At 58.3% G+C, this 22,561-nt stretch carries 23 protein-coding genes; 12 read left to right on the forward strand and 11 right to left on the reverse strand.

The window, feature by feature from the left end; translation table 11 throughout:
* Nucleotides 1-15: 15 nt before the first annotated feature.
* The 4 genes from ACR0DH_RS09440 (at nt 16) to ACR0DH_RS09455 (ending at nt 2,582) form a co-directional block, all read left to right on the forward strand.
* A complete protein-coding gene (locus tag ACR0DH_RS09440; protein WP_480544287.1) occupies nt 16-528 on the forward strand; it encodes a Fur family transcriptional regulator in 513 nt (170 codons plus the stop codon).
* A gap of 2 nt (nt 529-530) precedes the next feature.
* On the forward strand, nt 531-1,271 hold the full coding sequence (locus ACR0DH_RS09445) for an ATP-binding cassette domain-containing protein (RefSeq protein WP_480548664.1): 741 nt from the start codon (nt 531-533) through the stop codon (nt 1,269-1,271).
* Nucleotides 1,271-2,065: a metal ABC transporter permease gene (locus ACR0DH_RS09450; protein WP_480548662.1), complete on the forward strand. Its 795-nt coding sequence runs from the start codon at nt 1,271-1,273 to the stop codon at nt 2,063-2,065. The genes ACR0DH_RS09445 and ACR0DH_RS09450 overlap by 1 nt, the downstream gene beginning before the upstream one ends.
* A 94-nt stretch (nt 2,066-2,159) precedes the next feature.
* Nucleotides 2,160-2,582, forward strand: coding sequence for a tellurite resistance TerB family protein (locus tag ACR0DH_RS09455; RefSeq protein ID WP_480548660.1), 423 nt, complete (start codon nt 2,160-2,162; stop codon nt 2,580-2,582).
* 13 nt (nt 2,583-2,595) lie between these two features.
* Here ACR0DH_RS09455 and dacB read toward each other — a convergent pair whose 3' ends face one another.
* The 3 genes from dacB to ACR0DH_RS09470 all read right to left on the reverse strand — a co-directional run bounded on the left by dacB (nt 2,596) and on the right by ACR0DH_RS09470 (nt 5,264).
* Nucleotides 2,596-4,074, reverse strand: coding sequence for a D-alanyl-D-alanine carboxypeptidase/D-alanyl-D-alanine endopeptidase (gene dacB / locus ACR0DH_RS09460; RefSeq protein WP_480548658.1), 1,479 nt, complete (start codon nt 4,072-4,074; stop codon nt 2,596-2,598).
* 66 nt (nt 4,075-4,140) lie between these two features.
* Complete coding sequence (locus ACR0DH_RS09465) at nt 4,141-4,761, reverse strand: nicotinate-nucleotide adenylyltransferase (protein ID WP_480548934.1); 621 nt, start codon at nt 4,759-4,761, stop codon at nt 4,141-4,143.
* Nucleotides 4,762-4,793: 32 nt separating this feature from the next.
* Nucleotides 4,794-5,264, reverse strand: a complete 471-nt coding sequence (locus tag ACR0DH_RS09470) for an MOSC domain-containing protein (RefSeq protein WP_480544293.1) — start codon at nt 5,262-5,264, stop codon at nt 4,794-4,796.
* A 138-nt stretch (nt 5,265-5,402) separates the two neighbouring features.
* Here ACR0DH_RS09470 and ettA point away from each other — a divergent pair, with 138 nt between their 5' ends.
* Nucleotides 5,403-7,070, forward strand: a complete 1,668-nt coding sequence (gene ettA / locus ACR0DH_RS09475; protein ID WP_480548656.1) for an energy-dependent translational throttle protein EttA — start codon at nt 5,403-5,405, stop codon at nt 7,068-7,070.
* Here ettA and ACR0DH_RS09480 read toward each other — a convergent pair whose 3' ends face one another.
* Nucleotides 7,071-7,628, reverse strand: coding sequence for a hypothetical protein (locus tag ACR0DH_RS09480; protein ID WP_480548654.1), 558 nt, complete (start codon nt 7,626-7,628; stop codon nt 7,071-7,073).
* A 524-nt stretch (nt 7,629-8,152) separates the two neighbouring features.
* On the opposite strand from ACR0DH_RS09480, the gene ACR0DH_RS09485 reads away from it, so the two are divergent.
* Both ACR0DH_RS09485 and ACR0DH_RS09490 read left to right on the forward strand, forming a co-directional pair.
* Nucleotides 8,153-8,359: a cold-shock protein gene (locus tag ACR0DH_RS09485; RefSeq protein ID WP_170350547.1), complete on the forward strand. Its 207-nt coding sequence runs from the start codon at nt 8,153-8,155 to the stop codon at nt 8,357-8,359.
* Nucleotides 8,360-8,525: 166 nt separating this feature from the next.
* The gene (locus ACR0DH_RS09490) at nt 8,526-9,080 is read left to right on the forward strand and encodes a L,D-transpeptidase (protein WP_480544296.1); all 555 of its coding nucleotides are present in this window, start codon (nt 8,526-8,528) and stop codon (nt 9,078-9,080) included.
* A 5-nt stretch (nt 9,081-9,085) separates the two neighbouring features.
* Here the strand turns inward: ACR0DH_RS09490 and ACR0DH_RS09495 are convergent, their stop codons facing one another.
* Together ACR0DH_RS09495 and ACR0DH_RS09500 are read right to left on the reverse strand one after the other, a co-directional pair.
* Nucleotides 9,086-9,700, reverse strand: coding sequence for an SOS response-associated peptidase (locus ACR0DH_RS09495; protein ID WP_480548652.1), 615 nt, complete (start codon nt 9,698-9,700; stop codon nt 9,086-9,088).
* Between the two features lie 9 nt (nt 9,701-9,709).
* On the reverse strand, nt 9,710-10,345 hold the full coding sequence (locus ACR0DH_RS09500) for an arylesterase (protein ID WP_480548650.1): 636 nt from the start codon (nt 10,343-10,345) through the stop codon (nt 9,710-9,712).
* 50 nt (nt 10,346-10,395) lie between these two features.
* On the opposite strand from ACR0DH_RS09500, the gene ACR0DH_RS09505 reads away from it, so the two are divergent.
* Together ACR0DH_RS09505 and ACR0DH_RS09510 are read left to right on the forward strand one after the other, a co-directional pair.
* Nucleotides 10,396-11,091 (forward strand): ABC transporter ATP-binding protein, encoded by a 696-nt coding sequence (locus ACR0DH_RS09505; protein WP_480548648.1) that lies wholly within the window; start codon nt 10,396-10,398, stop codon nt 11,089-11,091.
* Nucleotides 11,088-13,616: an ABC transporter permease gene (locus tag ACR0DH_RS09510; protein WP_480548646.1), complete on the forward strand. Its 2,529-nt coding sequence runs from the start codon at nt 11,088-11,090 to the stop codon at nt 13,614-13,616. Before ACR0DH_RS09505 ends, ACR0DH_RS09510 begins: the two co-directional genes overlap by 4 nt.
* 2 nt (nt 13,617-13,618) lie before the next feature.
* On the opposite strand, the gene ACR0DH_RS09515 is transcribed toward ACR0DH_RS09510, so the two are convergent.
* A complete protein-coding gene (locus tag ACR0DH_RS09515; RefSeq protein WP_480548644.1) occupies nt 13,619-14,065 on the reverse strand; it encodes an RrF2 family transcriptional regulator in 447 nt (148 codons plus the stop codon).
* Nucleotides 14,066-14,157: 92 nt separating this feature from the next.
* Here ACR0DH_RS09515 and ACR0DH_RS09520 point away from each other — a divergent pair, with 92 nt between their 5' ends.
* Nucleotides 14,158-14,769 (forward strand): gamma-glutamylcyclotransferase family protein, encoded by a 612-nt coding sequence (locus tag ACR0DH_RS09520; RefSeq protein WP_480548643.1) that lies wholly within the window; start codon nt 14,158-14,160, stop codon nt 14,767-14,769.
* A gap of 21 nt (nt 14,770-14,790) precedes the next feature.
* Here ACR0DH_RS09520 and gltX read toward each other — a convergent pair whose 3' ends face one another.
* Entirely contained in the window at nt 14,791-16,116 is a 1,326-nt protein-coding gene (gltX, locus tag ACR0DH_RS09525; protein WP_480548641.1) for a glutamate--tRNA ligase, read from the reverse strand.
* 216 nt (nt 16,117-16,332) lie between these two features.
* Between gltX and ACR0DH_RS09530 the strand changes: the two genes are divergently transcribed.
* Complete coding sequence (locus ACR0DH_RS09530) at nt 16,333-17,265, forward strand: MBL fold metallo-hydrolase (RefSeq protein WP_480548639.1); 933 nt, start codon at nt 16,333-16,335, stop codon at nt 17,263-17,265.
* Nucleotides 17,266-17,269: 4 nt separating this feature from the next.
* Here ACR0DH_RS09530 and ACR0DH_RS09535 read toward each other — a convergent pair whose 3' ends face one another.
* The 3 genes from ACR0DH_RS09535 to ACR0DH_RS09545 form a co-directional block, all read right to left on the reverse strand.
* Nucleotides 17,270-18,601, reverse strand: a complete 1,332-nt coding sequence (locus ACR0DH_RS09535; RefSeq protein ID WP_480548637.1) for an NAD(P)/FAD-dependent oxidoreductase — start codon at nt 18,599-18,601, stop codon at nt 17,270-17,272.
* Between the two features lie 144 nt (nt 18,602-18,745).
* Complete coding sequence (locus ACR0DH_RS09540) at nt 18,746-19,006, reverse strand: hypothetical protein (protein WP_480548635.1); 261 nt, start codon at nt 19,004-19,006, stop codon at nt 18,746-18,748.
* Nucleotides 19,007-19,269: 263 nt separating this feature from the next.
* Nucleotides 19,270-20,928, reverse strand: coding sequence for an NAD+ synthase (locus ACR0DH_RS09545; RefSeq protein WP_480548633.1), 1,659 nt, complete (start codon nt 20,926-20,928; stop codon nt 19,270-19,272).
* Nucleotides 20,929-21,081: 153 nt separating this feature from the next.
* Here ACR0DH_RS09545 and ACR0DH_RS09550 point away from each other — a divergent pair, with 153 nt between their 5' ends.
* Nucleotides 21,082-22,560 carry an MORN repeat-containing protein gene (locus ACR0DH_RS09550; RefSeq protein ID WP_480548631.1) on the forward strand — a complete coding sequence of 493 codons (1,479 nt, stop codon included), beginning with the start codon at nt 21,082-21,084 and terminating at the stop codon, nt 22,558-22,560.
* Nucleotide 22,561: the final 1 nt, after the last annotated feature.

A 22,561-nucleotide genomic window follows, 5' to 3' on the forward strand; every position in this document is an offset into this window, starting at 1 on the left:
ATGATATATAATAACATGACAAGCGAGACACCCTCGACCCCGGCCGACAACGCCGACCTGATTGGCTTTGCCAAGCACGATCACGCCTCCTGCGTTGAAACCGGGCTGGCCACCGCGCAGGCACGGTGTGAGGCAGAAGGGCTAAGACTAACGCCTGTTCGCCGCAAGGTGTTAGAGATGCTGCTACACGAACATCGCGCACTTGGTGCATATGCCATTCTGGATCGTCTGCGCGACGAAGGGTTCGGATCACAGCCACCGGTTGCGTACCGCGCCCTGGATTTTCTGGTGGAGAATGGTTTCGCCCATAAGATCGAACGCCTCAACGCCTTCGTCGCCTGCGCCCATCCCGGCGGCTCCCATTCGCCCGCCTTCATGATCTGCCGCAAATGCGATGCTGTGGCCGAGGCCTATTCGGCCCCTGCCAAGGGTGCGCTTGGGGCCGCTGCACGCGCCGTCGGGTTCGAGATCGAACGCACGGTCGTCGAGGCCGAAGGCATTTGCCCCGATTGCATCGAGAAACGCTGATCATGGCCCTCGTCTCCGTCAAAGACCTTGGCGTCAGTTATGGCGCGAACACCGTGCTGAGCCATGTAAATATGGTCATCAACCCAGGCGAGATCGTTACCATTGTTGGCCCGAACGGCTCGGGTAAAACCAGCTTGTTGCGTGCAATCATCGGCGCCACACAACCCGCAGCCGGGCGCGTCGAGCGCAAGCAAGGGCTACAAATCGGGTATGTTCCGCAAAAACTGCATATCGACCCAACTCTGCCCATTTCGGTTGATCGCTTCATGCGCCTGACAGACCGGGTATCGAAACAGGATTGCGCCGAAGCTTTGAAAACAGCGGGCGTACCGGACCTGCTGAAACGCCAGATGTCGCAGCTATCCGGTGGTCAGTTCCAACGGGTCCTTCTAGCCCGCGCCCTGATCAACCGTCCTGAGCTCTTGCTGTTGGACGAAGCGACCCAAGGGTTGGATCAGCCCGGCTCTGCCGCGTTTTATCGCCAGATCGAAGATGTCCGGCGCAATACCGGCTGCGCTATCCTGATGATCAGTCACGAACTGCACGTGGTGATGAGCGCCTCGGACCGCGTGATCTGCCTGAACGGACATATCTGCTGCGAAGGCTCGCCTGCAGTGGTCGCCTCGGCCCCTGAATACCGCGCCCTGTTTGGCACGGGCACCGGCGGCGCGCTGGCCCTTTATCGCCACGATCACGATCATCACCACCACGACCATTCAGACCCACAGGAAGCCGCTGAATAATGCTTGATGACTTTATGACTCGGGCAACGCTCGCCGCTATTGGCGTGGCTATGGCAGCGGCGCCTTTGGGCTGTTTCGTTGTCTGGCGACGGATGGCTTACTTTGGCGATGCAACCGCGCACGCCGCCATTCTTGGCGTCGCATTATCGCTTGCGTTGCAGATGTCAATTTTTCCCGGCGCTTTGGCTGTTGCCCTCTTGATGGCCTGCACGGTGACTTTTTTGACAGGCCGAGGGTATGCAATGGACACACTACTAGGTGTGATGGCTCATTCGGCTTTGGCATTTGGATTGGTCGCCGTTTCTTTCCTGTCCGGAATCCGGATTGACCTGATGGCCTATTTGTTTGGCGATATCCTTGCCGTTTCAAAATCTGACCTGATTGTCATTTGGGGTGGGGCCGCACTGGTTGTGGCGTTGATCACTTGGCGCTGGTCTCCTCTGTTGACCGCGACCCTGAATGAGGAACTGGCCTACGCGAGCGGCTATGACCCCAAACGGGAACAGCTGATCCTGACTCTGGCGCTTGCTGTCACGGTTGCCGTCGCCATCAAGGTTGTGGGGGTTCTGCTGATCGCAGCCATGCTGATTATCCCAGCCGCCGCCGCGCGCAGCCTAGCCCGCTCGCCAGAATCGATGGCACTGATTGCCGCCGGGATCGGTGCACTGTCGTCGGTTGCAGGCCTCCGGGCCGCCTATGTATTCGACACACCCGCTGGCCCATCAATTGTTTGCGTGGCTGCACTTGTATTCGCCTGTTTCAGCCTGCTGGGCTGGCAAGGCCGGCGCACTTGAGCCATCAGTAAAGAATGCGACGAAACAAGCTGTTGAACCCGCACGCGCGCGCACATATCGTACAGCCTTGAAAACCTTCACGCAGGACGCATTCATGCCCGATCAAACCCCGCATCCCATGTCTCCGCAGGATTGCCTTGTGGCGATCATGGTTGCGATCTCCGCTTCGGACGAAAACATCCGCACAGCTGAGCTGGTCAAGATTCAGGGCGCCGTGAATATGCTGCCGGTTTTTGCGGGCTATGATGCCGATCGCATGCGCAATATTTCTCAAACCGTGTTCGATCTGTTCGAACAGGAAGACGGTCTGGACGCTCTGTTTGGTCTGATCCGCGACAACCTGCCCGAACGCCTGAACGAAACCGCTTACGCTCTGGCCTGCGACGTGGCCGCAGCAGACGGGTCATTGGCCGAGACAGAGCTGCGGCTGTTGGAAGAAATCCGGTACGAGCTGAGTATTGACCGCCTGCACGCCGCCGCAATCGAACGCGGTGCACGCGCACGTCACGTCGTCTGAGCCTATTTTAGGCTCAACTGCCGTAGAGCGCGCCCCATCGTTCGATCAACGCCCGTTGCAGCTTGCGCGACCGCCGGTTCCAGGCGCGCGCACCTTCGGGCCGTTCTCGTTGTGCGCGCGTGATCGTGGCGCGGTGGGCCTCATCTGCGGTGAAAATCGCAAAGGCCAGCTCTGACCCGTCCGCCGTTGTCAGAAAACCACCCAAGCCCGATACGAAGTTCAGGGTGCCGGTTTTGGCATCAACCTTGATCGGGTGATCCTTGACCGGTCGGCCTTGGCTGTCGGTCAAGGCAAAGGGTTTCAGCAAAGGTCTCAACGCCCCCGTTTTACGCGCCTGCACCAGGGCCGAGACCAGATCCCCCGGCGCCATGCGCGACGCATCACCCAAGCCGGAATGATCCACCATTGCAATTTGATTGACGCCATAGGTCTCAGACGCCCACCGGTTCATCTCGGCCGCTGACTCAGCGAGCGAGTGCGGCATCACCCCCCGCGCCCGGGTCGCAGCCATCCCCACAGTTTCAGCCGTCAGGTTCGTCGAATACTTCAACATCCCGCGCAAGATACTGTCCAAACGATCACTTTCATGCACGACAAGAACAGTGCCTTTGGGCATTTCTCGGGTGACCTCAACCCGCCCCAGGACAATCCCATTGGCCCGTGCCAGCGTTTTGAACACATCCCCGGCATAAAGCGCAGGCTTGCGCACCGGCAACCAACGCGACCCTTCATTCCCCAACGCTGCTTTGGCAACGGTCCAGCGGTCCTGACGTGCACTGGCCTGATAAGTGTAAATCGGCAGGCTGCGCCCCTCGACCCGCATCGCAGCCATATCCACATCTGGGCGATACTTGGCGGTGCGGGCATCCATGGTGACAGCGTAATCAGTGCCCTCCCGCTTCCATTCAAAATGCACCCGGTTGAAATTCAACGAAATCCCGCTGATCGCCGGGCTATAGCCCAGATGGTCCGGCTGACCCGGATCAATACTGAAAACAAAGGGCAGCGCGCCGTCATAAACTTTGAACGCCCCACGCACCTCGGTGATCCCGGCACTCCGCAAGTTGGCCGCCATAGAGGCCAGACCGTCGGTATCCAACAATGGGTCGCATCCGCCCGCTAGGATCAGATTACCCTGCAAAACCCCGTTTACAACTGGTCCATCCGCCAGCAATCTGGTCTCAAACCGATGATCAGGTCCCAACACGTCCAGTGCATATAGCGCGGTTAAAGCTTTGCCGACACTGGCAGGAGGCAACCCAAGCTCTCCCCTATAGCTTTCAAGCTGCGCGCCTGTATCCACATCGGCCACGGCGAATACAACCTCTCCGCGCAGCCCGGCGGCCTGAACCAGGCGATCCGTGCCGGTCAGCTGTTTGCCGCGCAACTGAGGGCGAAGCGACGTCAAAGGCGCCTCGGCCAGACCCATCGCCGGGATCAAAGCCGCCCCAACACCCCCTAAAAACAAACGACGCGAAATACGATCGACCATGGGTCAATTAAAATCCCAGAGATGAAAATCAGACAACCATTGCATGAGAATATGCAGATAGTGTGGCTATTCCGGCAACACCTGAACGCTCCAGTCCCCGCGCTTGCGGATCTGGGTCGAGCTGACATTGACCATCGGCACATTCACGAAACACCAGGCCGGGGCTTGCGCCCGTCCCAGCAGGTGCCGCGCCTGCCCGTCGATCCGGTATTTGGCATAGAGCCGCGCCGCAGGTGACATCCGGGCCGAGATCCGATCCCCCGGACGCGCCACAACACCAACCGGCACGCCGTCCATGATCCGCCGCCAATCCTTCCAGTGATGAAATTGCGCAAGATTGTCAGCCCCCATCAGCCAGACGAATTTGACTTGCGGATAGAGCCGGTGCAACGCCATCAGAGTATCCGCCGTCGCCCGCGTTCCTGTCAGCGCCTCGATATCCGTGATCTCGACATCCGGGTGCTGTATGACCCCCCGCGCGGCCTCAACCCGCTGCGCCAGAGGGGCCGGTCCGTGCTCCTTCAACGGATTGCCCGGAGACACCAGCCACCACACCCGATCCAGCCCGAAGGCCTTCATCGCCTCAAGCGTCACGTGCACATGTCCTTTGTGCGGCGGATCAAAAGACCCGCCGAACAACCCAATCACCTGCCCGGGCCGCGCATATGGAATGTGGTATCGCTCCATCCCACGCTGATGTTCAGAACTGGCGGGCGTTGTCAATCAACCGGTTGCACCGCATCACCCAACTTGACGCGCCCGGGCCGGAGGACTTCCGCACACCAGCCCCCATGCCCGCGCACGGCGGAATAGCCGCCGCTACCCAGCGCCTCCTCCATCCGACTGCATGGCGCACAGATCACAGTGAATCGCAAGATCGCCTCCCCCACCTGTACCTCGCGCCCCTTGAGCGCCGCCAGATTGATCCCCGAAACCACCAGATTACGCCGCAGGATTGCGGGTGTAACCGGCCCCTGCCCTAAATACGACCCAATCGCTGCCAGATGCTCCTGCTGAACCAACGTCACCGCCCTCTTGCCCGCTCGACTGCGGTCTCCATCCAAGCCATCAGCGGAAATCATAGCGTCGCCTAAGGTGACGATCTCGACCCGACGGGCTGGACGCACTCCGATCCAATCGACCCGACCTGGTTTTGCCCAACCAGCAATCAATTCCGCAAGTTCTGACATCTCACGCGCCTCTCAAACCGAAGCCACTCTAGCCCGCCCAAGGTCTCAGCAAAAATCACGAAACCACCAGCTTGCCCCGCCCGCCCCGCTTGGATATCAAGCGTTTCAACCCAATTTCCCCGACCCAGAGGACGCGACATGGCCGCCTATCAATATGTCTACCACATGCAGGGTGTCTCCAAGACCTATCCCGGTGGCAAGAAGTGCTTTGAAAACATTCACCTGAGCTTTCTGCCCGGCGTGAAAATCGGTGTCGTCGGCGTTAACGGCGCGGGTAAATCGACACTGATGAAGATCATGGCTGGCCTCGATACCGACTTCACCGGTGAGGCCTGGGCGGCTGAGGGTGCCAAGGTTGGCTATCTGCCGCAGGAACCGCAGCTGGATGAATCGCTGACCGTACGCGAAAACGTCATGCTTGGCGTCTCGGCGAAAAAGGCCAAGGTCGATCGCTTCAACGAGATCGCCATGGAAATCGCCGAGAACTACTCCGACGAGCTGATGGAAGAAATGACCACCCTGCAGGACGCGATCGACGCGGAGAACCTGTGGGACCTCGACAGCCAGATCGATGTCTCGATGGAGGCGCTGCGCTGCCCGCCAGACGATGCCAACATCGCCAACCTCTCGGGTGGTGAGAAACGCCGCGTGGCGCTGTGCAAACTGTTGCTGGAAGCACCTGACATGCTGCTGCTGGACGAACCGACCAACCATCTGGACGCCGAGACCATCGCCTGGCTACAACAGCACCTGATCGACTACAAAGGCACCATCCTGGTCGTCACCCACGACCGATATTTCCTGGATGATATTACGGGCTGGATCCTCGAACTCGACCGTGGTCGGGGTATTCCTTACGAGGGCAACTACTCCGCATGGCTGGAACAGAAAGCTAAGCGGCTGGAGCAGGAAGCGCGCGAGGACAAGTCTAAGCAGAAGACCCTTCAGCGCGAGCTGGAATGGATGCGTCAGGGTCAGAAGGCCCGTCAAGCCAAATCCAAGGCCCGGATTAACGCCTATAACGAGCTGGCGGAACAGTCCGAACGCGAAAAATTGACCCGCGCCCAGATCGTCATCCCTAACGGCCAGCGCCTTGGCGGCAAGGTGATCGATGTCGAGGGCCTGTCGAAACACATGGGCGACAAGCAACTGATCGAAGGGCTGGACTTTGCCCTGCCCCCAGGCGGCATCGTCGGCGTCATCGGCCCCAACGGTGCCGGTAAATCGACGCTGTTCAAGATGCTGACCGGTCAGGAACAGCCCGACAGCGGCACCATCACGCTGGGCGACACGGTCGAGCTGTCCTATGTCGACCAGTCCCGCGACGACCTGAAAGACAACGATACCGTATGGGAGGCGATCACCGGCGGCGCCGAGATCATCCAGCTGGGCGACGCACAGGTCAATTCCCGCGCCTATTGCTCGTCCTTCAACTTCAAGGGCGGCGACCAACAGAAGAAGGTCTCGCTGCTGTCAGGCGGTGAGCGAAACCGCGTCCATATGGCCCGCCTGCTGAAAGAAGGCGGCAACGTCCTGCTGCTCGACGAACCGACCAACGATCTGGACGTCGAAACCCTGCGCGCGCTGGAAGACGCCCTGGTCGATTTCGCCGGCTGCGCCGTCGTCATCTCGCACGACCGCTTCTTCCTTGACCGGATTTGTACACACATTCTGGCCTTCGAAGGCGATGCTCATGTGGAGTGGTTCGAGGGCAATTTCGAGGACTACGAAGAGGACAAAAAGCGCCGTCTGGGACCGGACGCGCTGGAGCCCAAGCGGTTGAAGCATAAGAAGTTTGCGCGGTAGCTACTCTCCACCGCAGGTCACAGTGCAGGATGCTATGCCAAGTTTGAAGGTCACAGAGGAACCGGGTTCGCAACTGCCAATCCGGTTCCAAATTTCTTGAGCACCACAAGTAGCATAAGGAATTGCGGCTAAAACTAAGAGACCTAGGTAGGGACTAGGATCGTCAATTACCACAACTGAATATGGTGGGTCGGCATTAACCCTAACCAAATAGGTGGTAAATCCGCCTTCATTGGACTGCAGTTGCTGCGTATTAACTGCAATCGACTGCCCTCCAGCACTCACCGTGACGTCGTCTGGGAATTTAAAGTTCTCGATTACTTCACTGTCCACTTCTACGTTAACGTTGAATTCTCCGAACTCGCCACTAAACAACGACCCGTAAACTCTTGAGGCACCCTCAATCGATTCCGGTTCGCCTGACACAAGAAAAGTGGAGATAATAGTGTCACCAAACACCGGGAAACCGAGGGTTGAAGTTGCGAATTGATCTTCTGCCGAAGCAGTTTGGGCAAACAGTAAAAGTGCAAGCTTGCCAGATAATGCTTTCCACATCATTAGATCCTCCAAAAGACTAAACAATCATGCGATTGTAGCACAAAATGGCATCTGATGCAGCAAACGTAGGATGGGGTTTCACCCCATCTCTCACTCAACGATCTCACCCGAACACTCGCACGATCTGTTCCCGCGCACCAAACCTCTTCCAAATTCCGACCTCTCAAATGATGGGGTAAAACCCCATCCTACGGCTCTCCGAACATGCCATCGGTGACCACGCCGCTCCACTCCGGATCAAGCCGACCCGCATGAACATCACGATGGATTAACGAATGCTGGCGAGCGGACGGTTAATCTTCACTCGGCGGATTTCCGTTCAAAACACCCGTTGGACCCTGAAAGCAAAGTATATTCCGCACACTCCGCCCTTGCCACATGCCCTCGTCAATGCCATATGCAAAGGGCTTACGTTTTTCTATTTCGACCCACTGTCTCCGATTCCGGCGCTCAGTCTATCGATACAGACAACGACGCCGGGCTGCCGCATCCCCGTGGGCAGCACCAAACAGGAGACAACGGATATGCCTGCAGGCACCGTAAAATGGTTCAACACCACCAAGGGCTACGGCTTTATCGCACCTGAAGATGGCGGCAAAGACATCTTCGTCCACATCTCGGCTGTCGAGCGTTCGGGCCTCACCGGTCTGGCCGACAACCAGAAAGTCACGTACGAGCTGCGCTCGGGTCGTGACGGCCGCGAAAGCGCCGACGATATCCAGCTGGCCTAAGCCAAGCGCAGGGTGAGGGGAAATCCTCACCCTTTTTCCGTTCCGCGCTTCGGTATGCAGCCGGAACAGATCATTTTTTCGCGACATCTGCCCTAGAATTGACCAGATTTGCTATCATCCTGACAGCATAGTCATGATTGCATTGGTCAATTGAAGGGGTTCACCCATGTTCACACGCCGCGTGTTTCTTGCCGGTACGGCTGTCAGCCTGATGCCCGACATTGCTAGCGCCAAGAAGGCGGTGGAGTATGATCCGACGCCGCAATATGTGCGGATCAAAAAGCAATTTCAGCCCGGTCAGTTGCTGGTCGTGCCGCGCTCCTTCTACCTCTATTTCGTGACCGAACCGCGCAAGGCGATCCGCTATGGCTGTGGTGTCGGTAAAGCGGGGCTGGAATTCACTGGAACCGCGACCATTGACGTCAAGAAGGAATGGCCCACCTGGCGACCGACGAATGAGATGATCGAGCGCGACCCGGTCGCCTATGCCCGTTTCAAAGACAATGACTATGTGCAACCGGGTGGAGGCGACAACCCGTTGGGTGCCCGCGCGCTCTATTTGTTCCAAAACGGGGTCGATACCTATTTCCGTATTCATGGCACAACGCAGCCGCAGACCATCGGGCGGGCAGCCTCGAACGGGTGCATCCGGATGCTGAACGAACATGTGGTCGATCTATACAATCGTGTTCCAATTGGAACGGTGGTGACAGTGGTCTGATCGCCCTACGGTGCGGTCCAATCTACGTCCGTTGCTTCTTCAATCTGTAACAACCCGTCTGGCCATGGTCGTGTCAGCTCTTTGGCCTGCTCCTCGGAGCCAGTCAGCCAAGTGTTGATATCTACAGGTTTCAGCAGAACGCCCATGCGGTGGTGGATCGGTTTCACATCACCATTCGGCTCACAGGTCACGGTCGCAAACTGATCGACCTGCAACCCGCCAGGGGCCTGCCATGTGTCTGTGATCGCTGCAAAGAACAGCGGGGCTCCGTCGGCGGAACAGATACGCCATGCAGTCTTGCGGCGCTTCTCACCTGTCCATTCGTACCACCCGTCGACGGGGACAACGGCGCGACCAACGCCTTTGAATGCGGTTTTGTCGAACACGGTCTCAGAGCGGGCGTTGATGATCGTTTCCATCACCGGGCGACCACGCGCATTGACCCGACCAACCGGGATCATGCCCCAACGCATCGGCACCAGGCCCGATTGGGTCAGCACCAACATCTCTTGACCGGGTTGGATGTTGCGGCGGGCGGTTTGCGCGGGGACGTCGCCCGAGAGATCAAGCGCTTCGACAATGTCAGAAATTGGTCGCGTCAGAAAGAACCGCCCAGGCATATGTCCCCCTTAATCTGCAGTCGTGTTGACCAATTCCAGAACCTTGGGCCCCAGAGCCTCCACAATAAGCGCAACGCCCTTGGCGTTGGGGTGAATTCCATCGGGTTGCATGAATGCGCCAACAGCATTGGCATCACCATCCGCTGCCAACCCTTCGAAAAAGCTGGCTGCATAGAGTGTATCGTATGCCTGCGACAAATCTGGGTACATACCGTCAAAGCTTTGCTTGTAGGCTGGCCCGTAATTGCCCGGAGCTTGCATGCCCACCAGCAGGACCTCCACATCCCCCGCCTGCGCCACGCTTAGAATTTTCTCCAGATTGGCGCGCGACACACCCGGGTCAATCCCGCGCAGCAGGTCATTGCCGCCCAACGCCACGATCATGCCGTCTACTTCGGGGGTCAGGGTCCATTCGACCCGTGCAGCACCCCCGGCTGTTGTATCCCCCGAGACACCTGCATTGATCACGCGAACATCCGCGCCTTGGCCCCCCAACCAACGTTCCAGCTGTGGGACAAATCCGTCCTCTTCAACCAGCCCATAGCCTTGCGTCAGCGAATCCCCCAATGCTGCAATTACAACGGGTTCCGCTGTGGCCGCAAATCCGCAACAGGCAAACAGGCCCGCCAGAAAGCCCTTGCGCATTCTCGTAAGTGCTCCATATCCCAAGATATTGCTCCTATATGGAAAGTCTTATGCCACAGCCCGTACTCTCCCTCCAAAATGCTGCTTTGTCATTGGAAGGCAATGCCGGTCGGGTGGATATTCTGCACGGCATAACGCTGTCGGTAAACCAGGGCGAGACGCTGGGACTGGTCGGGCCATCAGGGTCGGGCAAATCCTCGCTGTTGATGTTGATGGGCGGTTTGGAACAAGCGACCGGAGGCTCGGTGATAGCCTTGGGTCAGGACCTGACCGGTATGGACGAGGATCACTTGGCACGGTTCCGCCGGGATACGATGGGCGTGGTGTTTCAGAATTTCCACCTGATACCGACGATGACGGCATTGGAAAATGTCGCCACACCATTGGAACTGGCGGGTCACAAGGATGCCTTTGCCCGGGCCGAGGCCGAACTTGACTCGGTCGGCCTGTCGCACCGGCACGATCACTATCCGGCACAGCTGTCGGGGGGTGAGCAGCAACGCGTGGCACTCGCCCGCGCCTCAGCGCCGCGCCCTCAGATCCTGCTGGCAGATGAGCCGACGGGAAATCTGGATGAGGCGAATGGCGCCGCGATCGTCGACCTATTGTTTGGCTTGCGTGACAAACATGGTGCGACATTGGTTTTGGTGACCCATAGCCACACCCTGGCCGACCGCTGTGACCGGGTGGTTCGGTTGCGCGATGGGCGTGTCGCCGAGGATGCACAAAAAGAGGCGGCAGAATGAGCCTGCGACTGGCCGGACGGCTGGCGCGAAGTGAACTGCGCGGTGGTCTCAGGGGATTTCGCATCTTTCTTGCCTGTCTGGCGCTTGGCGTCGCCGCAATCGCTGCGGTGGGTTCGGTTCGATATGCAATTCAAACCGGGCTGACTCAGGAAGGTGCAGCCTTGCTCGGGGGTGATGCCGAGCTGGAGTTCACCTATCGGTTCGCCACCCCTGAAGAACGCGCTTGGATGGCAAAAGAAGCCCAGGTGGTATCAGAGGTCGTGGATTTTCGCTCACTTGCCGTTGTTCAACAAGAAACAGGCCCCGAACGCGCACTGACGCAGGTAAAGGCCGTTGACGTCCGCTATCCTCTGCTGGGCGAGGTTGGACTGAACCCAGACATGCCGTTGTCCGATGCTCTGGACGGTGACTTCAATCTGCCGGGCGCCGTGATGGAACAGGTCTTGATGGACCGGCTAGGGCTTTCCATCGGGGATACCTTTGCCTTGGGCACGCAGGAATTCGTCCTGATGGCTGCGCTGACTGCAGAACCTGATGGCGCGGCTGGAGGCTTTGGCCTTGGCCCCAGAACACTGGTCCGAACCGAAGACCTAAGCGCCTCGGGCCTGTTGGAACCGGGCACTCTGTTCTCGACCAAATACCGGCTGGATCTGCCGGATGCGACCGCGCTGGAGGTGATCTCGGCCGAGGCTGCAGAAACGTTTGATGGCACAGGTATGCGCTGGACGGATGCTCGAAACGGCGCGCCGGGCATAGCTGAATTCGTCGGAAGGCTCAGCGCCTTTCTGGTTCTGGTCGGCCTATCCGGGCTTGCTGTGGGCGGCATCGGTGTGTCTGCCGCTGTCCGGGCCTATCTGTCACAGAAAACCGAAACCATCGCCACGCTGCGCACGTTGGGGGCGGATCGGGCAACCGTGTTTCAGACCTACATGATCCAGATCGGGCTGTTGTCCGGGGTTGGTATCGCAATAGGTCTTGTCCTCGGCGGGCTTGCCCCTGTTCTGTTGGCCCCGATCATTGAAAGCCAACTGCCCGTGCCTGCGGTGTTTTCGATCTACCCCCAACCCCTGGCCGAGGCCGCGCTCTACGGGCTGCTCACGGCGTTCCTGTTCACCCTCTGGCCATTGGCCCGGACCGAGGAAGTCCGCGCCGCGACCTTGTTTCGCGACGCTTTAACATCGGCCCGACAAATCCCCCGGCTGACCTATGTGATGGCGACCGGGCTGGGGCTGGCAATCCTGATCGCAGCCGCTGCTTGGTTCAGTGGCTCAACCGAGCTTACACTTTGGACAAGCGGCGGATTGGTGGGGGCGCTGGTCCTTCTGTCCGTGGCTGCCATCGCCATTCGCTGGCTAGCGCGCCGGGGCGTTCCATACTCGCGTGGTCGTCCCTCATTGCGGTGGGCCCTGGCGGCCATCTCTGATCCGCGCGAAGGGGCCGGTTCCGTGGTCTTGTCTCTGGGCTTGGGCCTCTCGGTGCTTGCAGCAGTTGGTCAAATCGACGGCACATTGCGGAATGCCATTTCGGGCAACTTGCCCGAGGTCGCGCCCTCATACTTCTTTGTGGACATCCAGAAAGACCAAATGCCCGGTTTCACTGAAAGGTTGGAAACGGACCCTGCTGTCAGCCGTCTGGAAAGCGCGCCCATGTTGCGCGGCATCATCACCAAGATCAACGATCAACCCGCGCGCGAGGTCGCGGGGAATCACTGGGTTTTGGAAGGCGACCGAGGCGTCACCTACTCTGTCCTGCCCCCAGAAAACGCTCGGATCACAGCGGGGGAATGGTGGCCGGAAGACTATGCAGGCAGCCCTCAGATCAGTTTTGCCGCTGAAGAGGCCGAGGAAATGGGTCTGAACATCGGCGACGATCTGACCGTAAATATTCTGGGCCGGGATATCACCGCTACCGTCACCTCCCTGCGGGAGGTGGATTTTTCGACGGCAGGCATGGGCTTTATCATGTCGATGAACCCTTCGGCCCTGGCCGGTGCGCCGCATAGTTTCATCGCAACCGTCTATGCCGAAGAACAGGCCGAAGCCGCAATTCTGCGCGATCTGGCCGGCCAGTTCCCCAACATCACTGCAGTGCGCGTGCGGGACGCCATCGACCGGGTCTCGGACCTGTTGGCAGGGCTTGCATCGGCAACCTCATATGGTGCGGGCGTGTCACTTCTGACCGGTTTCCTCGTCCTGATCGGTGCGGCCGCTGCGGGCGAACCGGCCCGCCGGTATGAGGCCGCCATCCTTAAGACAATCGGGGCCGACCGCCGTCGTATTTTGCTAAGCTTCACGCTGCGCGCCATGCTGCTGGGGGCTGCTGCGGGCTGTATTGCCTTGCTGGTCGGCATTTTGGGCGGCTGGGCCGTTGCCACCTATATCTTTGACACGGGGTTCCGGGTGATCTGGCCCTCGGCCTTGGGTATCGTGATCACAGGGGTCGTTGTCACACTAGGTGCAGGATTGATCTTTGCCTTGCGACCCTTGTCTGTCCGGCCGGCCCGCATATTGCGCGCCAGCGATTGATCCTAGCGTGCGCAGGCCACTGGTTGCAGGATTTTCAGCAACGGATCATTGTCACAGACCAGTGCGTCCAGCGTGACATCATCGAGCGATGCATAGAAAACCTCGGCCGCATCCCGCAACGCCACACGGAGACGGCAGGCATCGGTCAGCGGGCAAGTGTTGTCAGCATCCGCGAAACACTCGGCAATTGGCAGCGATCCTTCCACATGCCGGAACACTGCACCGATCCGGATCTGATCTGCAGGGCGCGCCAGCGACATGCCCCCGTTTCGGCCACGCTGCGTGCTCAGATAGTCCAACTGACCAAGTTGATTGATCACCTGCGCCAAGTGGTTTTCCGAGATATTGCACACCTCGGCAATCTCGGATTTCGTCACCAGCCGATCCGGATGCGCCGCACAATACATCAGCAGGCGCACAGCAATATTCGTTCGTTTGGTAATCCGCATGGGGACCTCCCTCGCTCAACCATGCAGCCTTATTGCATGTCGGGCGAAAAAGCGGTTTGACATACATCAATTGACCGAACGGCCCCAAGCAGATGGCAGACCCCTATTTCTTTGGCTATGGCAGCCTTGTGAACCTCGCCACTCATGATTTTCCAGATCCACGACCGGCAAAGCTCAAAGGGTGGCGACGGGCTTGGAAGCACACAGATTTGCGGTCTGTTGCCTTCCTGACTGCCGTGCCCGATCCAGACTCTGAGATCGAAGGCATGATCGCGCATGTTCCTAAGAACGACTGGGCCGCGCTGGATGAACGGGAATGGGCCTATGATCGCATCCCGACAACGCAGTCAGTCTCCCATCCGCTGGCCCACGACGTCGAAATCGCGGTCTATGCAGTACCTGAGGAGCGACACAATCAACCTTCGGATCACCACCCCTTGCTGCTCAGCTATATCGATGTGGTTATACAGGGATATCTGCGTACATTCGGGCCGGACGGGGCCGACCGTTTCTTTGCTACAACTGATGGCTGGGACGCACCTGTGTTGAATGACCGGGCTGAGCCGAGATATCCACGCCACCAACAGCTCAAACCAGATGAGACCGCATTTGTGGATGACCGCCTGCTGCGCGCATCGGTAACGATCCTTCAGCCGCAGCACCAAAAAGAGGCAGGCGCACTGCCGGCCTCTTTCAAATTCTAGTTTGCTTTCGGTTCAGCGCATTCAGCCCCGCGCGCGGATCACCTGAAGTAGCGGCAACAAAGCCGCCATTTCCGGCCCCCGCTCCATCCCTGTCAGCGCTTTGCGCAGCGGCATGAACAGGCCTTTGCCTTTACGGCCCGTCGCCTCTTTCACCGCTTTGGTCCAGGTGCCCCATGTTTCAGCGTCGAACGGCCCGTCGGGTAGCAGCGCAATCGCCTCGGCGATGAAGTCGCGGTCTTCATCGGCGATCAGCGGCTCTGCCCCATCGCGGCACAACTCCCACCAGCCTTTGAGATCGGCCAGAGTGGTGATGTTCTCACGAGCCATCGCCCAGAACGGCTCGGCCAATTCCGCCGGAACGCCTGCCTCAGCCACGGCATCTGCAACTTCTGCCAGCGGCAGCGATTGCAAGTGCTTGGCAGTCAGCGGGAACAGGTCCTGCACGTCGAACTTGGTCGGGGCTGCGCCAAAGCGGTTCACATCGAATCCTTCGATCAGTTCGGCCATGTCCGAACGCAGTTCAACCGGATCAGAAGACCCCAGACGCGCCATCAGGCTCAACAATGCCATCGGCTGCACGCCCTGCTCTCGCAGATCACGTAGCGCCAGCGTGCCCAGACGTTTCGACAGCGCCTCACCCTGTGGGCCAGTCAGCAGCGAATGGTGCGCAAAGCGCGGGCATTGACCGCCCAGAGCCTCGATAATCTGAATCTGCGTCGCGGTGTTGGTGACGTGGTCCGAGCCACGTACCACATCGGTCACGCCCATCTCGGTATCGTCCACAACAGACGCAATCGTGTAGAGAACCTGACCATCGCCGCGGATCAGCACCGGATCAGACACCGAGGCCGCATCGATCGAAATGTCGCCCAGAATGCCGTCTTTCCACTCGATCCGCTCGTGATCCAGCTTGAACCGCCAGACGCCATTGCCACGTTTAGCTCGAAACTCTTCTTTTTCGGCATCCGAAAGGTTCAAAGCGGCGCGGTCGTAGACCGGGGGCTTGCCCATGTTCAGCTGCTTCTTGCGCTTGAGGTCCAACTCGGTCGGCGTCTCAAACGCCTCGTAAAACCGGCCCATCTCGCGCAGCTTGTCAGCGGCTTCTGCGTAGCGGTCCAGACGTTCGGACTGACGCTCTACCCGATCCCAGTACAGGCCCAGCCACTCCATATCCTGCTTGATCGCATCGACATATTCTTCCTTCGACCGCTCTGGGTCGGTGTCGTCGATGCGCAGGATGAACGTTCCGCCCGCCTTGCGAGCGATCAAATAGTTCATCAATGCGGTACGCAGGTTGCCCACGTGGATGTAACCGGTGGGCGACGGGGCGAAACGGGTGGTTGTCATGGGTGTCTCCTGTTGGCGCGGCTCTTGTCACAAAGGCGCGTTTTTGTCCAGCAGGCGTTTCGGATTGCCCAAGTTCCGCAGGAATTCCAGATCGCAAGATGAACAAATATTAACACGCATTGTTCATCCACGAAGACTAAGTACCGGTGTATAAAGTGGCACGCGATCCGAAGCGAACTACCTTTTTCGCTGGCATTCTGACAGGGAGACTAAGAAATGGCCATCAATTTGACACGCAGAGCGGCCCTTGGCGCTGCCGCAGCCCTTCCATTTGCATCCGCAGCGACCCCACTTTTTGCGGCCGGAGCCGAGACAAAGGCGAACTCGACCATCGCAAGATCATTCCAGCTGGGCGACTTTACGGTCACAACCCTGCTTGATGGCAGCCTGCCACGCGACGGCGCGCAGGAGATCTTCGGGGGCGGCGCCTCGGATGAGGAATTCGCGAAAGTATCGGCCGAAAACTTCATCTCGCCTGACGTGGCACAATTCTTTTTCACGCCGACTCTGGTGAACACAGGTTCGGAACTGATCCTGTTCGACACCGGGCTTGGTCAGGGCGGCATTCAGGCCGCTTTGGCAGATGCAGGTGTCACGCCCGATCAGATTGACGTGGTCGTGCTGACCCATATGCACCCGGACCATATCGGTGGTATGACCACGAATGACGCGCCGACATTCGCAAATGCGCGCTATGTCACCGCGGCACCCGAGTATGACTTCTGGTCCGCTCAGGAAGCCGGGAACCGGGTCGGCGATCTGGTTTCTGCCAAAGTCACGCCTCTGGCAGAAAAGATGACCTTCATCGAGGATGGCGGTGACGTGGCCTCGGGTGTGACGGCGATGGCGACATTTGGACATACCCCCGGTCACATGGTCTATCACTTGGAAAGTAACGGCCAGCGTCTTATCCTGACAGCGGATCTTGCCAATCATTATGTCTGGTCCTTTGCGCACCCCGAATGGGAAGTTCGGTTCGACATGGACAAAGCTGCCGCAACGGAATCACGTCGTAAGATTTTGGGCCTGCTGGCCGCCGACAAGGTACCGATGATCGGCTATCACATGCCCTTCCCCGCTGCCGGTTTCGTGGAGACACGTGGCGACGGCTTCCGCTTTGTTCCGGTCAGCTATCAGATGATGGGCTAAGCGCTCAATAACCTGGGTCCGGCCGCACTTTTGAACCATCGCTGAACCGCGACAAGCGAAATGCGGCCGGGTCCACGCAGGGCGCGCACTGGGTTACCAGATCGGCTGCCAAACGCCCAGCCCCCGGTCCAATCCCAAAGCCATGCCCCGAAAACCCTGTGGCAATGACCAATCCAGGGACGTCATCCACTGTGGAAATCACCGGGATCGCATCTGGTGTGACATCGATTAACCCAGCCCAGCTTTGCACGATTTCAGCTTTGTGAAGGGCGGGCAATCCTTTTATGGCGTTGGCCCAGGCATTGCGCAGAACCTTCTGCGATGGTTCTGGGTCCAGGACCCTGCAATGCTCGAACGGGGTGACATCGGTGGGTAGCCATTTCCGATCTTGCGCGGCTTCAACCTTCCAACGGCCAGACAGGCGAAAGCGCAACGACCTCCATTCCTGAACAAACGCTGGCAGAAACTGCAATGCCAGCCGGAAACTATCGGGCACAAGGTCATAGGTGTTTTCATGGCCCGACGCGATGGTGTATCCCCCATCCGCCCGCTTTCGGATGGCGAAATCATCTGACCAAAACGCTGCGTCGGGGCCGTCTTCAACCGGCGAACTGCGCATGACCGTGTTCAGCACTTTTAGCTGCGGCAGGTCGATCCCGGCATTGCCTGCGAACATACGCGTCCACGCCCCGCCGGCAAGCACCACCTGATCACAGGCAACACGCCCACGTTCGGTAAATACACCCGTGATCCGACCATCCTGCAGATCAAGACTGCGAACAGCACAGTTGGTCATCACCGACGCGCCTTTGTCGCGCGCACCTTCGGCAATCGCAGGGGCCGCAAGCTGTGGTTCCGCGCGCCCGTCCTGCGGCATGTATAGCGCGCATTTCAAGTCGGTTTCTTGCCCGGGCAGCAGCTCTGCCAGTTCAGGTCCTGAAACCATCCGTGCCCCGGTCTGAAGCCCGTCGACATTGCGCATCCAGCGTTCCAGATTGCCCGCGTCCCGCGCTCCAGACGCTCCGAACAGGATGCCTGCCTGTGTGTAGCCAGTCGGTCGCCCAATGCGCGCATCCAGATTCGGCCAGATGCGCAAAGCCTCTTGCATCAACGGAATCTCACGCGGGTCACGCATGCCAAGCCGAACCCAACCCCAATTGCGAGAGCTTTGTTCCCCCGCAATCTGACCTTTTTCGCACAGCAAAACCGAAACTCCACGTTCGGCCAGTTCCAACGCGGTGCACGCGCCAATAATGCCGCCGCCGATCACGACAACATCAACAGTTTTTGGCATCGAAAGATCAGGTTCAAATGGAGTTGGCTTTGGGCCTGGCATCAATGACTCGTTCTTACGATATACGAGCCCTCAAGATGCCAGAGAGGAATGCTCTGACAACGGAAATCAGTAGCTATCAAACCGATAGTGCAATCCTGTGGCAAAGGTGCCAGCAGGCGACATGCGTGATAGATTTGGCAGCGCTTAAGCTGCGCCGGACAGTTCAGCCCATTTCTGGCGCAACGCTCCGGACAATCCACCGTCTTTGGCAGTTTCCTTGGCAGAAATTTCTGGCTGTGACTTCAGGTCAGGGAACTCTAGGCGCTGCGAGGGTTCGGCCTTCTGCTCACCGATCAGATCGGCAATTGCTGCGTCTAACTTTACCTCATCCAGCTCTTGCGCCGGAGATTCCATCGTTCTGTACTGCCACGGCTTGTGCAGAGACTTATCGTATTCCTCGTACATGTTAACACCACACCATTAACTCAGATATCCAACCCCGGATGCACCACATAGACAAAACACTTGTCGAAAACTGTGAACTCTACAGCAATGCGTCACATCCGCCCCATATGAGGCAACTTCTAAGCATAAATGTGGCAGAAAAATGTCAGTCAAACAAGCGCTGACATCGGCAGACTCGCTTGAAACTGCTTGGATTTATTCGATTTGTGGAAACGGTTGCGGCATTGAGGAGTTACTGTTTCCAAATCCAGAAACCGCACTGCTTAACCACGATCCCGCCAGCGATTCACAATTGGGTACCGTCTGTCCAACCAGAATGCGCGGCTGGTCAAACGCGTGCCAGGGGCGGATTGGAAACGCTTGTATTCGCTGATGTAGACCAGATGTTCAACCTTGCGCGCATCCTGTTCATCATATCCTGCGGCAACGCAATCGGCGATAGATCCATCCTGATCCACAAGAATATCAAGTATGCCGTCCAGCACGGGATAATCCGGCAGGCTGTCGCTGTCTTTCTGATCTTTTCGCAGCTCAGCGCTTGGAGGTTTATCGATGACCGAAGGGCGAATGACCTCACCTTCGGGTCCCTTCATCCAATTGCGATGATTGGCATTGCGCCAGCGGCAGGTTTCAAACACGCGGGTTTTGTACAGGTCCTTGATCGGGTTATAACCGCCATTCATGTCGCCATAGATCGTGGCATAGCCCACCGCGACTTCAGATTTGTTGCCCGTGGTCAGCAACATCTCGCCAAACTTGTTCGAGATCGCCATCAGCAACACACCGCGCAGGCGAGACTGGATGTTTTCTTCTGTTAAATCAACCTCATGCCCCACGAACAATGGGGCGAGCGTATCCGTCACGGCAGCGCGACTGTCCGAGATCGGAACAAAGTCATAGTGAACGCCCAGCGCTTTTGCGACCGCCTCAGCATCATCAAGAGATGCCTGGCTGGTGTATTCCGATGGCAGCATCACGCAGCGCACATTCTCGGCCCCTATCGCGTCCACCGCAATCGCTGCAACAAGGGCAGAATCCACACCACCTGACAGGCCCAGCAACGCCTTTTTGAAACCGGTTTTCCCCATGTAATCACGCAAGGATTCTACCATGGCGCGATAGTCCTGCTCCCACGCATCGGGCTGCGGCACGATTTCGGCAGGAACAATCCGCCAACCGTCATCGCCACGCTCAAGGTCCACATGAGCGATCGTCTCATCAAAAACTGGCAGGCGAAACGCCAATTCTCCACCCGGGTTCAGGCCAAATGTTGCCCCATCGAACACCTGATCGTCCTGCCCGCCGACCATATTCAGGTAAATCAGCGGCAAACCGGTCTCGACCACGCGCGCGACCATATGGTTCAAGCGCACATCGTATTTGTCGCGGAAGTAGGGCGATCCATTGGGGATTAGCAGAAACTCAGCCCCGGTTTCTTCGAGCGTTTCGGCAACATCCGGGTGCCAGCTATCTTCACAGATCGGGCTGCCGATGCGCGAGTTGCCAACCGAATACGGCCCACCCAAAGGGCCTGAATCGTACAGACGAACCTCGTCAAACACCGTTTCATTGGGCAGGTGATGTTTCAGCACTTTACTGGTGATCCGCCCGCCCTTGAGGATCAGATAGGCGTTGAACAGGCTGTCATCCTCGGCCCAAGGACCGCCGATGGCCAGTGCCGGGCCGTCGGCGCATTGCTTGGCCAGTTCCTCAACCGCAGCCATGGCCACACGGTGGAACACCCGCTTCATGATCAGGTCCTGCGTGTTGTATCCGGTGATGAACATCTCGGGTAGCGCGACCAGATCAGCTCCGGCCTCGCGACCTTGTTCCCAAGCCGCAAACGCCTTGGCTGCGTTGCCCTCAAGATCGCCCACAACAGGGTTGAGTTGCGCCAGTGTGATACGGAAACGGTCGGCCATGCTGCCCTCTTGCCTTCGCCAGTCCTACTGCATTTAGCAGATCATTGCGCGAGTGGAAGACCAATGGCTCAAAAGCCGTTGCTCTGATCTGTGCGGTCCCCTATTTTTGCCCAAACGCATATGAAACCGACGATCGGGCAGGCAGGACAAACCATGAAGCTGATCCGCAATTCTCTCACGGCCGGGATTCTAGGCCTGTCGATCACGGCGGCATGGGCCCAGGACGGTACAGTGATCGTCAAAGATGACGAACTTGGCGGGGTCTATGAGGGCACGTTTGAAAACGGGTTGCGCCACGGCACAGGCACATACCGGTTGCCGAACGGGTTTGAGTATTCCGGTCAGTGGGTCGAGGGCGAAATTCAGGGCCAAGGCACGGCCCGCTTCGCCAACGGGTCTGTTTATGAGGGCCAATTCGCCAAAGGACAGCCCGAAGGCCAGGGCAAAATCAGCTATGCCGATGGCGGGACCTACGAAGGTGAATGGCGTGAGGGTGCGATCAATGGCTCGGGCATTGCTGAATATGCAAATGGGGTGCGCTATGAAGGAGAGTTTCAGAACGCCCGCCATCACGGCAAAGGCACTCGCACTGACCCAAATGGCTATATCTATGACGGGGATTGGGTTGACGGTGCACAGCAGGGCGCGGCGCGGATCACTTATCCCGATGGGTCGGTGTATGAGGGCAATGTGCAGCAAGGCCAACGCCACGGGCAAGGCCGTTTGGTCCAATCGGATGGGTTGGAATATGACGGGCAGTGGGTTCAGAACCTGATGACCGGAACCGGGCGGCTGACATTGGCCAACGGTGATGTTTATGAAGGCGAGGTCGCCGAAGGTCGCCGTCAAGGCAAAGGCAAAGAGACCTATGCCAATGGCAATGTCTATGAAGGCGACTATCAAGACGACCGCCGCCATGGCAAAGGCACCTTCATCGGGACTGATGGCTACCGCTATACCGGCGAGTGGTCCGAGGGTCAGATCGAAGGATTTGGTGAGATCACCTACCCCGACGGCTCGGCCTATATCGGTGCGCTCAGCGCCGACCTGCCGCATGGCAAGGGCCAAAGCACCTATGCGGACGGGACCGTCTATGACGGAGAATGGATCGCGGGAGTGTTCGAGGGGACCGGCACGGCAACCTACCCCAACGGGACGGTTTACAACGGCGAGTTCCGCAATGCGGTGAGCCATGGAACCGGCACCGTCACTTTCGCCAATGGATATCGTTACGAAGGTGAATGGGTCGATGGTGTCCGTCAGGGCAAAGGGAAATCCACCTTTGCCGATGGCACGGTGTACGACGGCGACTTCATCAACGGCGCACGCCACGGCAAAGGGACTATAACCGCGCCCAGTGGTTTTACCTATACAGGCGATTGGGCTGACGGAAAGATCACCGGAGTTGGCGTGGCAACCTATCCGTCAGGCGATGTTTACGAGGGCGGTTTTTTTGAGAACAAACGTCAGGGTCAGGGCACAATGCGCTATGCCAATGGGCAGGAACAAGCGGGTGTCTGGGACAATGATGCCCTATCATCCGAAGAGACACCTGAAACCGGTGGCGAAGAAGCAAACGCACAGGAACCTGCTCCAGACGACGAAAGCCCCGAACCGCCTGCAGACAACTAAG

The sequence above is a fragment of the Ruegeria sp. I1 genome, assembly GCF_056532675.1.

Coding starts and splice junctions, on each gene's coding strand:
- ACR0DH_RS09440 (WP_480544287.1), top strand. CDS start 16: ATGACAAGCGAGACACCCTCGACCCCGGCCGACAACGCCGACCTGATT.
- ACR0DH_RS09445 (WP_480548664.1), top strand. CDS start 531: ATGGCCCTCGTCTCCGTCAAAGACCTTGGCGTCAGTTATGGCGCGAAC.
- ACR0DH_RS09450 (WP_480548662.1), top strand. CDS start 1,271: ATGCTTGATGACTTTATGACTCGGGCAACGCTCGCCGCTATTGGCGTG.
- ACR0DH_RS09455 (WP_480548660.1), top strand. CDS start 2,160: ATGCCCGATCAAACCCCGCATCCCATGTCTCCGCAGGATTGCCTTGTG.
- dacB (WP_480548658.1), bottom strand. CDS start 4,074: ATGGTCGATCGTATTTCGCGTCGTTTGTTTTTAGGGGGTGTTGGGGCG.
- ACR0DH_RS09465 (WP_480548934.1), bottom strand. CDS start 4,761: ATGGAGCGATACCACATTCCATATGCGCGGCCCGGGCAGGTGATTGGG.
- ACR0DH_RS09470 (WP_480544293.1), bottom strand. CDS start 5,264: ATGTCAGAACTTGCGGAATTGATTGCTGGTTGGGCAAAACCAGGTCGG.
- ettA (WP_480548656.1), top strand. CDS start 5,403: ATGGCCGCCTATCAATATGTCTACCACATGCAGGGTGTCTCCAAGACC.
- ACR0DH_RS09480 (WP_480548654.1), bottom strand. CDS start 7,628: ATGATGTGGAAAGCATTATCTGGCAAGCTTGCACTTTTACTGTTTGCC.
- ACR0DH_RS09485 (WP_170350547.1), top strand. CDS start 8,153: ATGCCTGCAGGCACCGTAAAATGGTTCAACACCACCAAGGGCTACGGC.
- ACR0DH_RS09490 (WP_480544296.1), top strand. CDS start 8,526: ATGTTCACACGCCGCGTGTTTCTTGCCGGTACGGCTGTCAGCCTGATG.
- ACR0DH_RS09495 (WP_480548652.1), bottom strand. CDS start 9,700: ATGCCTGGGCGGTTCTTTCTGACGCGACCAATTTCTGACATTGTCGAA.
- ACR0DH_RS09500 (WP_480548650.1), bottom strand. CDS start 10,345: ATGCGCAAGGGCTTTCTGGCGGGCCTGTTTGCCTGTTGCGGATTTGCG.
- ACR0DH_RS09505 (WP_480548648.1), top strand. CDS start 10,396: ATGCCACAGCCCGTACTCTCCCTCCAAAATGCTGCTTTGTCATTGGAA.
- ACR0DH_RS09510 (WP_480548646.1), top strand. CDS start 11,088: ATGAGCCTGCGACTGGCCGGACGGCTGGCGCGAAGTGAACTGCGCGGT.
- ACR0DH_RS09515 (WP_480548644.1), bottom strand. CDS start 14,065: ATGCGGATTACCAAACGAACGAATATTGCTGTGCGCCTGCTGATGTAT.
- ACR0DH_RS09520 (WP_480548643.1), top strand. CDS start 14,158: ATGGCAGACCCCTATTTCTTTGGCTATGGCAGCCTTGTGAACCTCGCC.
- gltX (WP_480548641.1), bottom strand. CDS start 16,116: ATGACAACCACCCGTTTCGCCCCGTCGCCCACCGGTTACATCCACGTG.
- ACR0DH_RS09530 (WP_480548639.1), top strand. CDS start 16,333: ATGGCCATCAATTTGACACGCAGAGCGGCCCTTGGCGCTGCCGCAGCC.
- ACR0DH_RS09535 (WP_480548637.1), bottom strand. CDS start 18,601: ATGCCAGGCCCAAAGCCAACTCCATTTGAACCTGATCTTTCGATGCCA.
- ACR0DH_RS09540 (WP_480548635.1), bottom strand. CDS start 19,006: ATGTACGAGGAATACGATAAGTCTCTGCACAAGCCGTGGCAGTACAGA.
- ACR0DH_RS09545 (WP_480548633.1), bottom strand. CDS start 20,928: ATGGCCGACCGTTTCCGTATCACACTGGCGCAACTCAACCCTGTTGTG.
- ACR0DH_RS09550 (WP_480548631.1), top strand. CDS start 21,082: ATGAAGCTGATCCGCAATTCTCTCACGGCCGGGATTCTAGGCCTGTCG.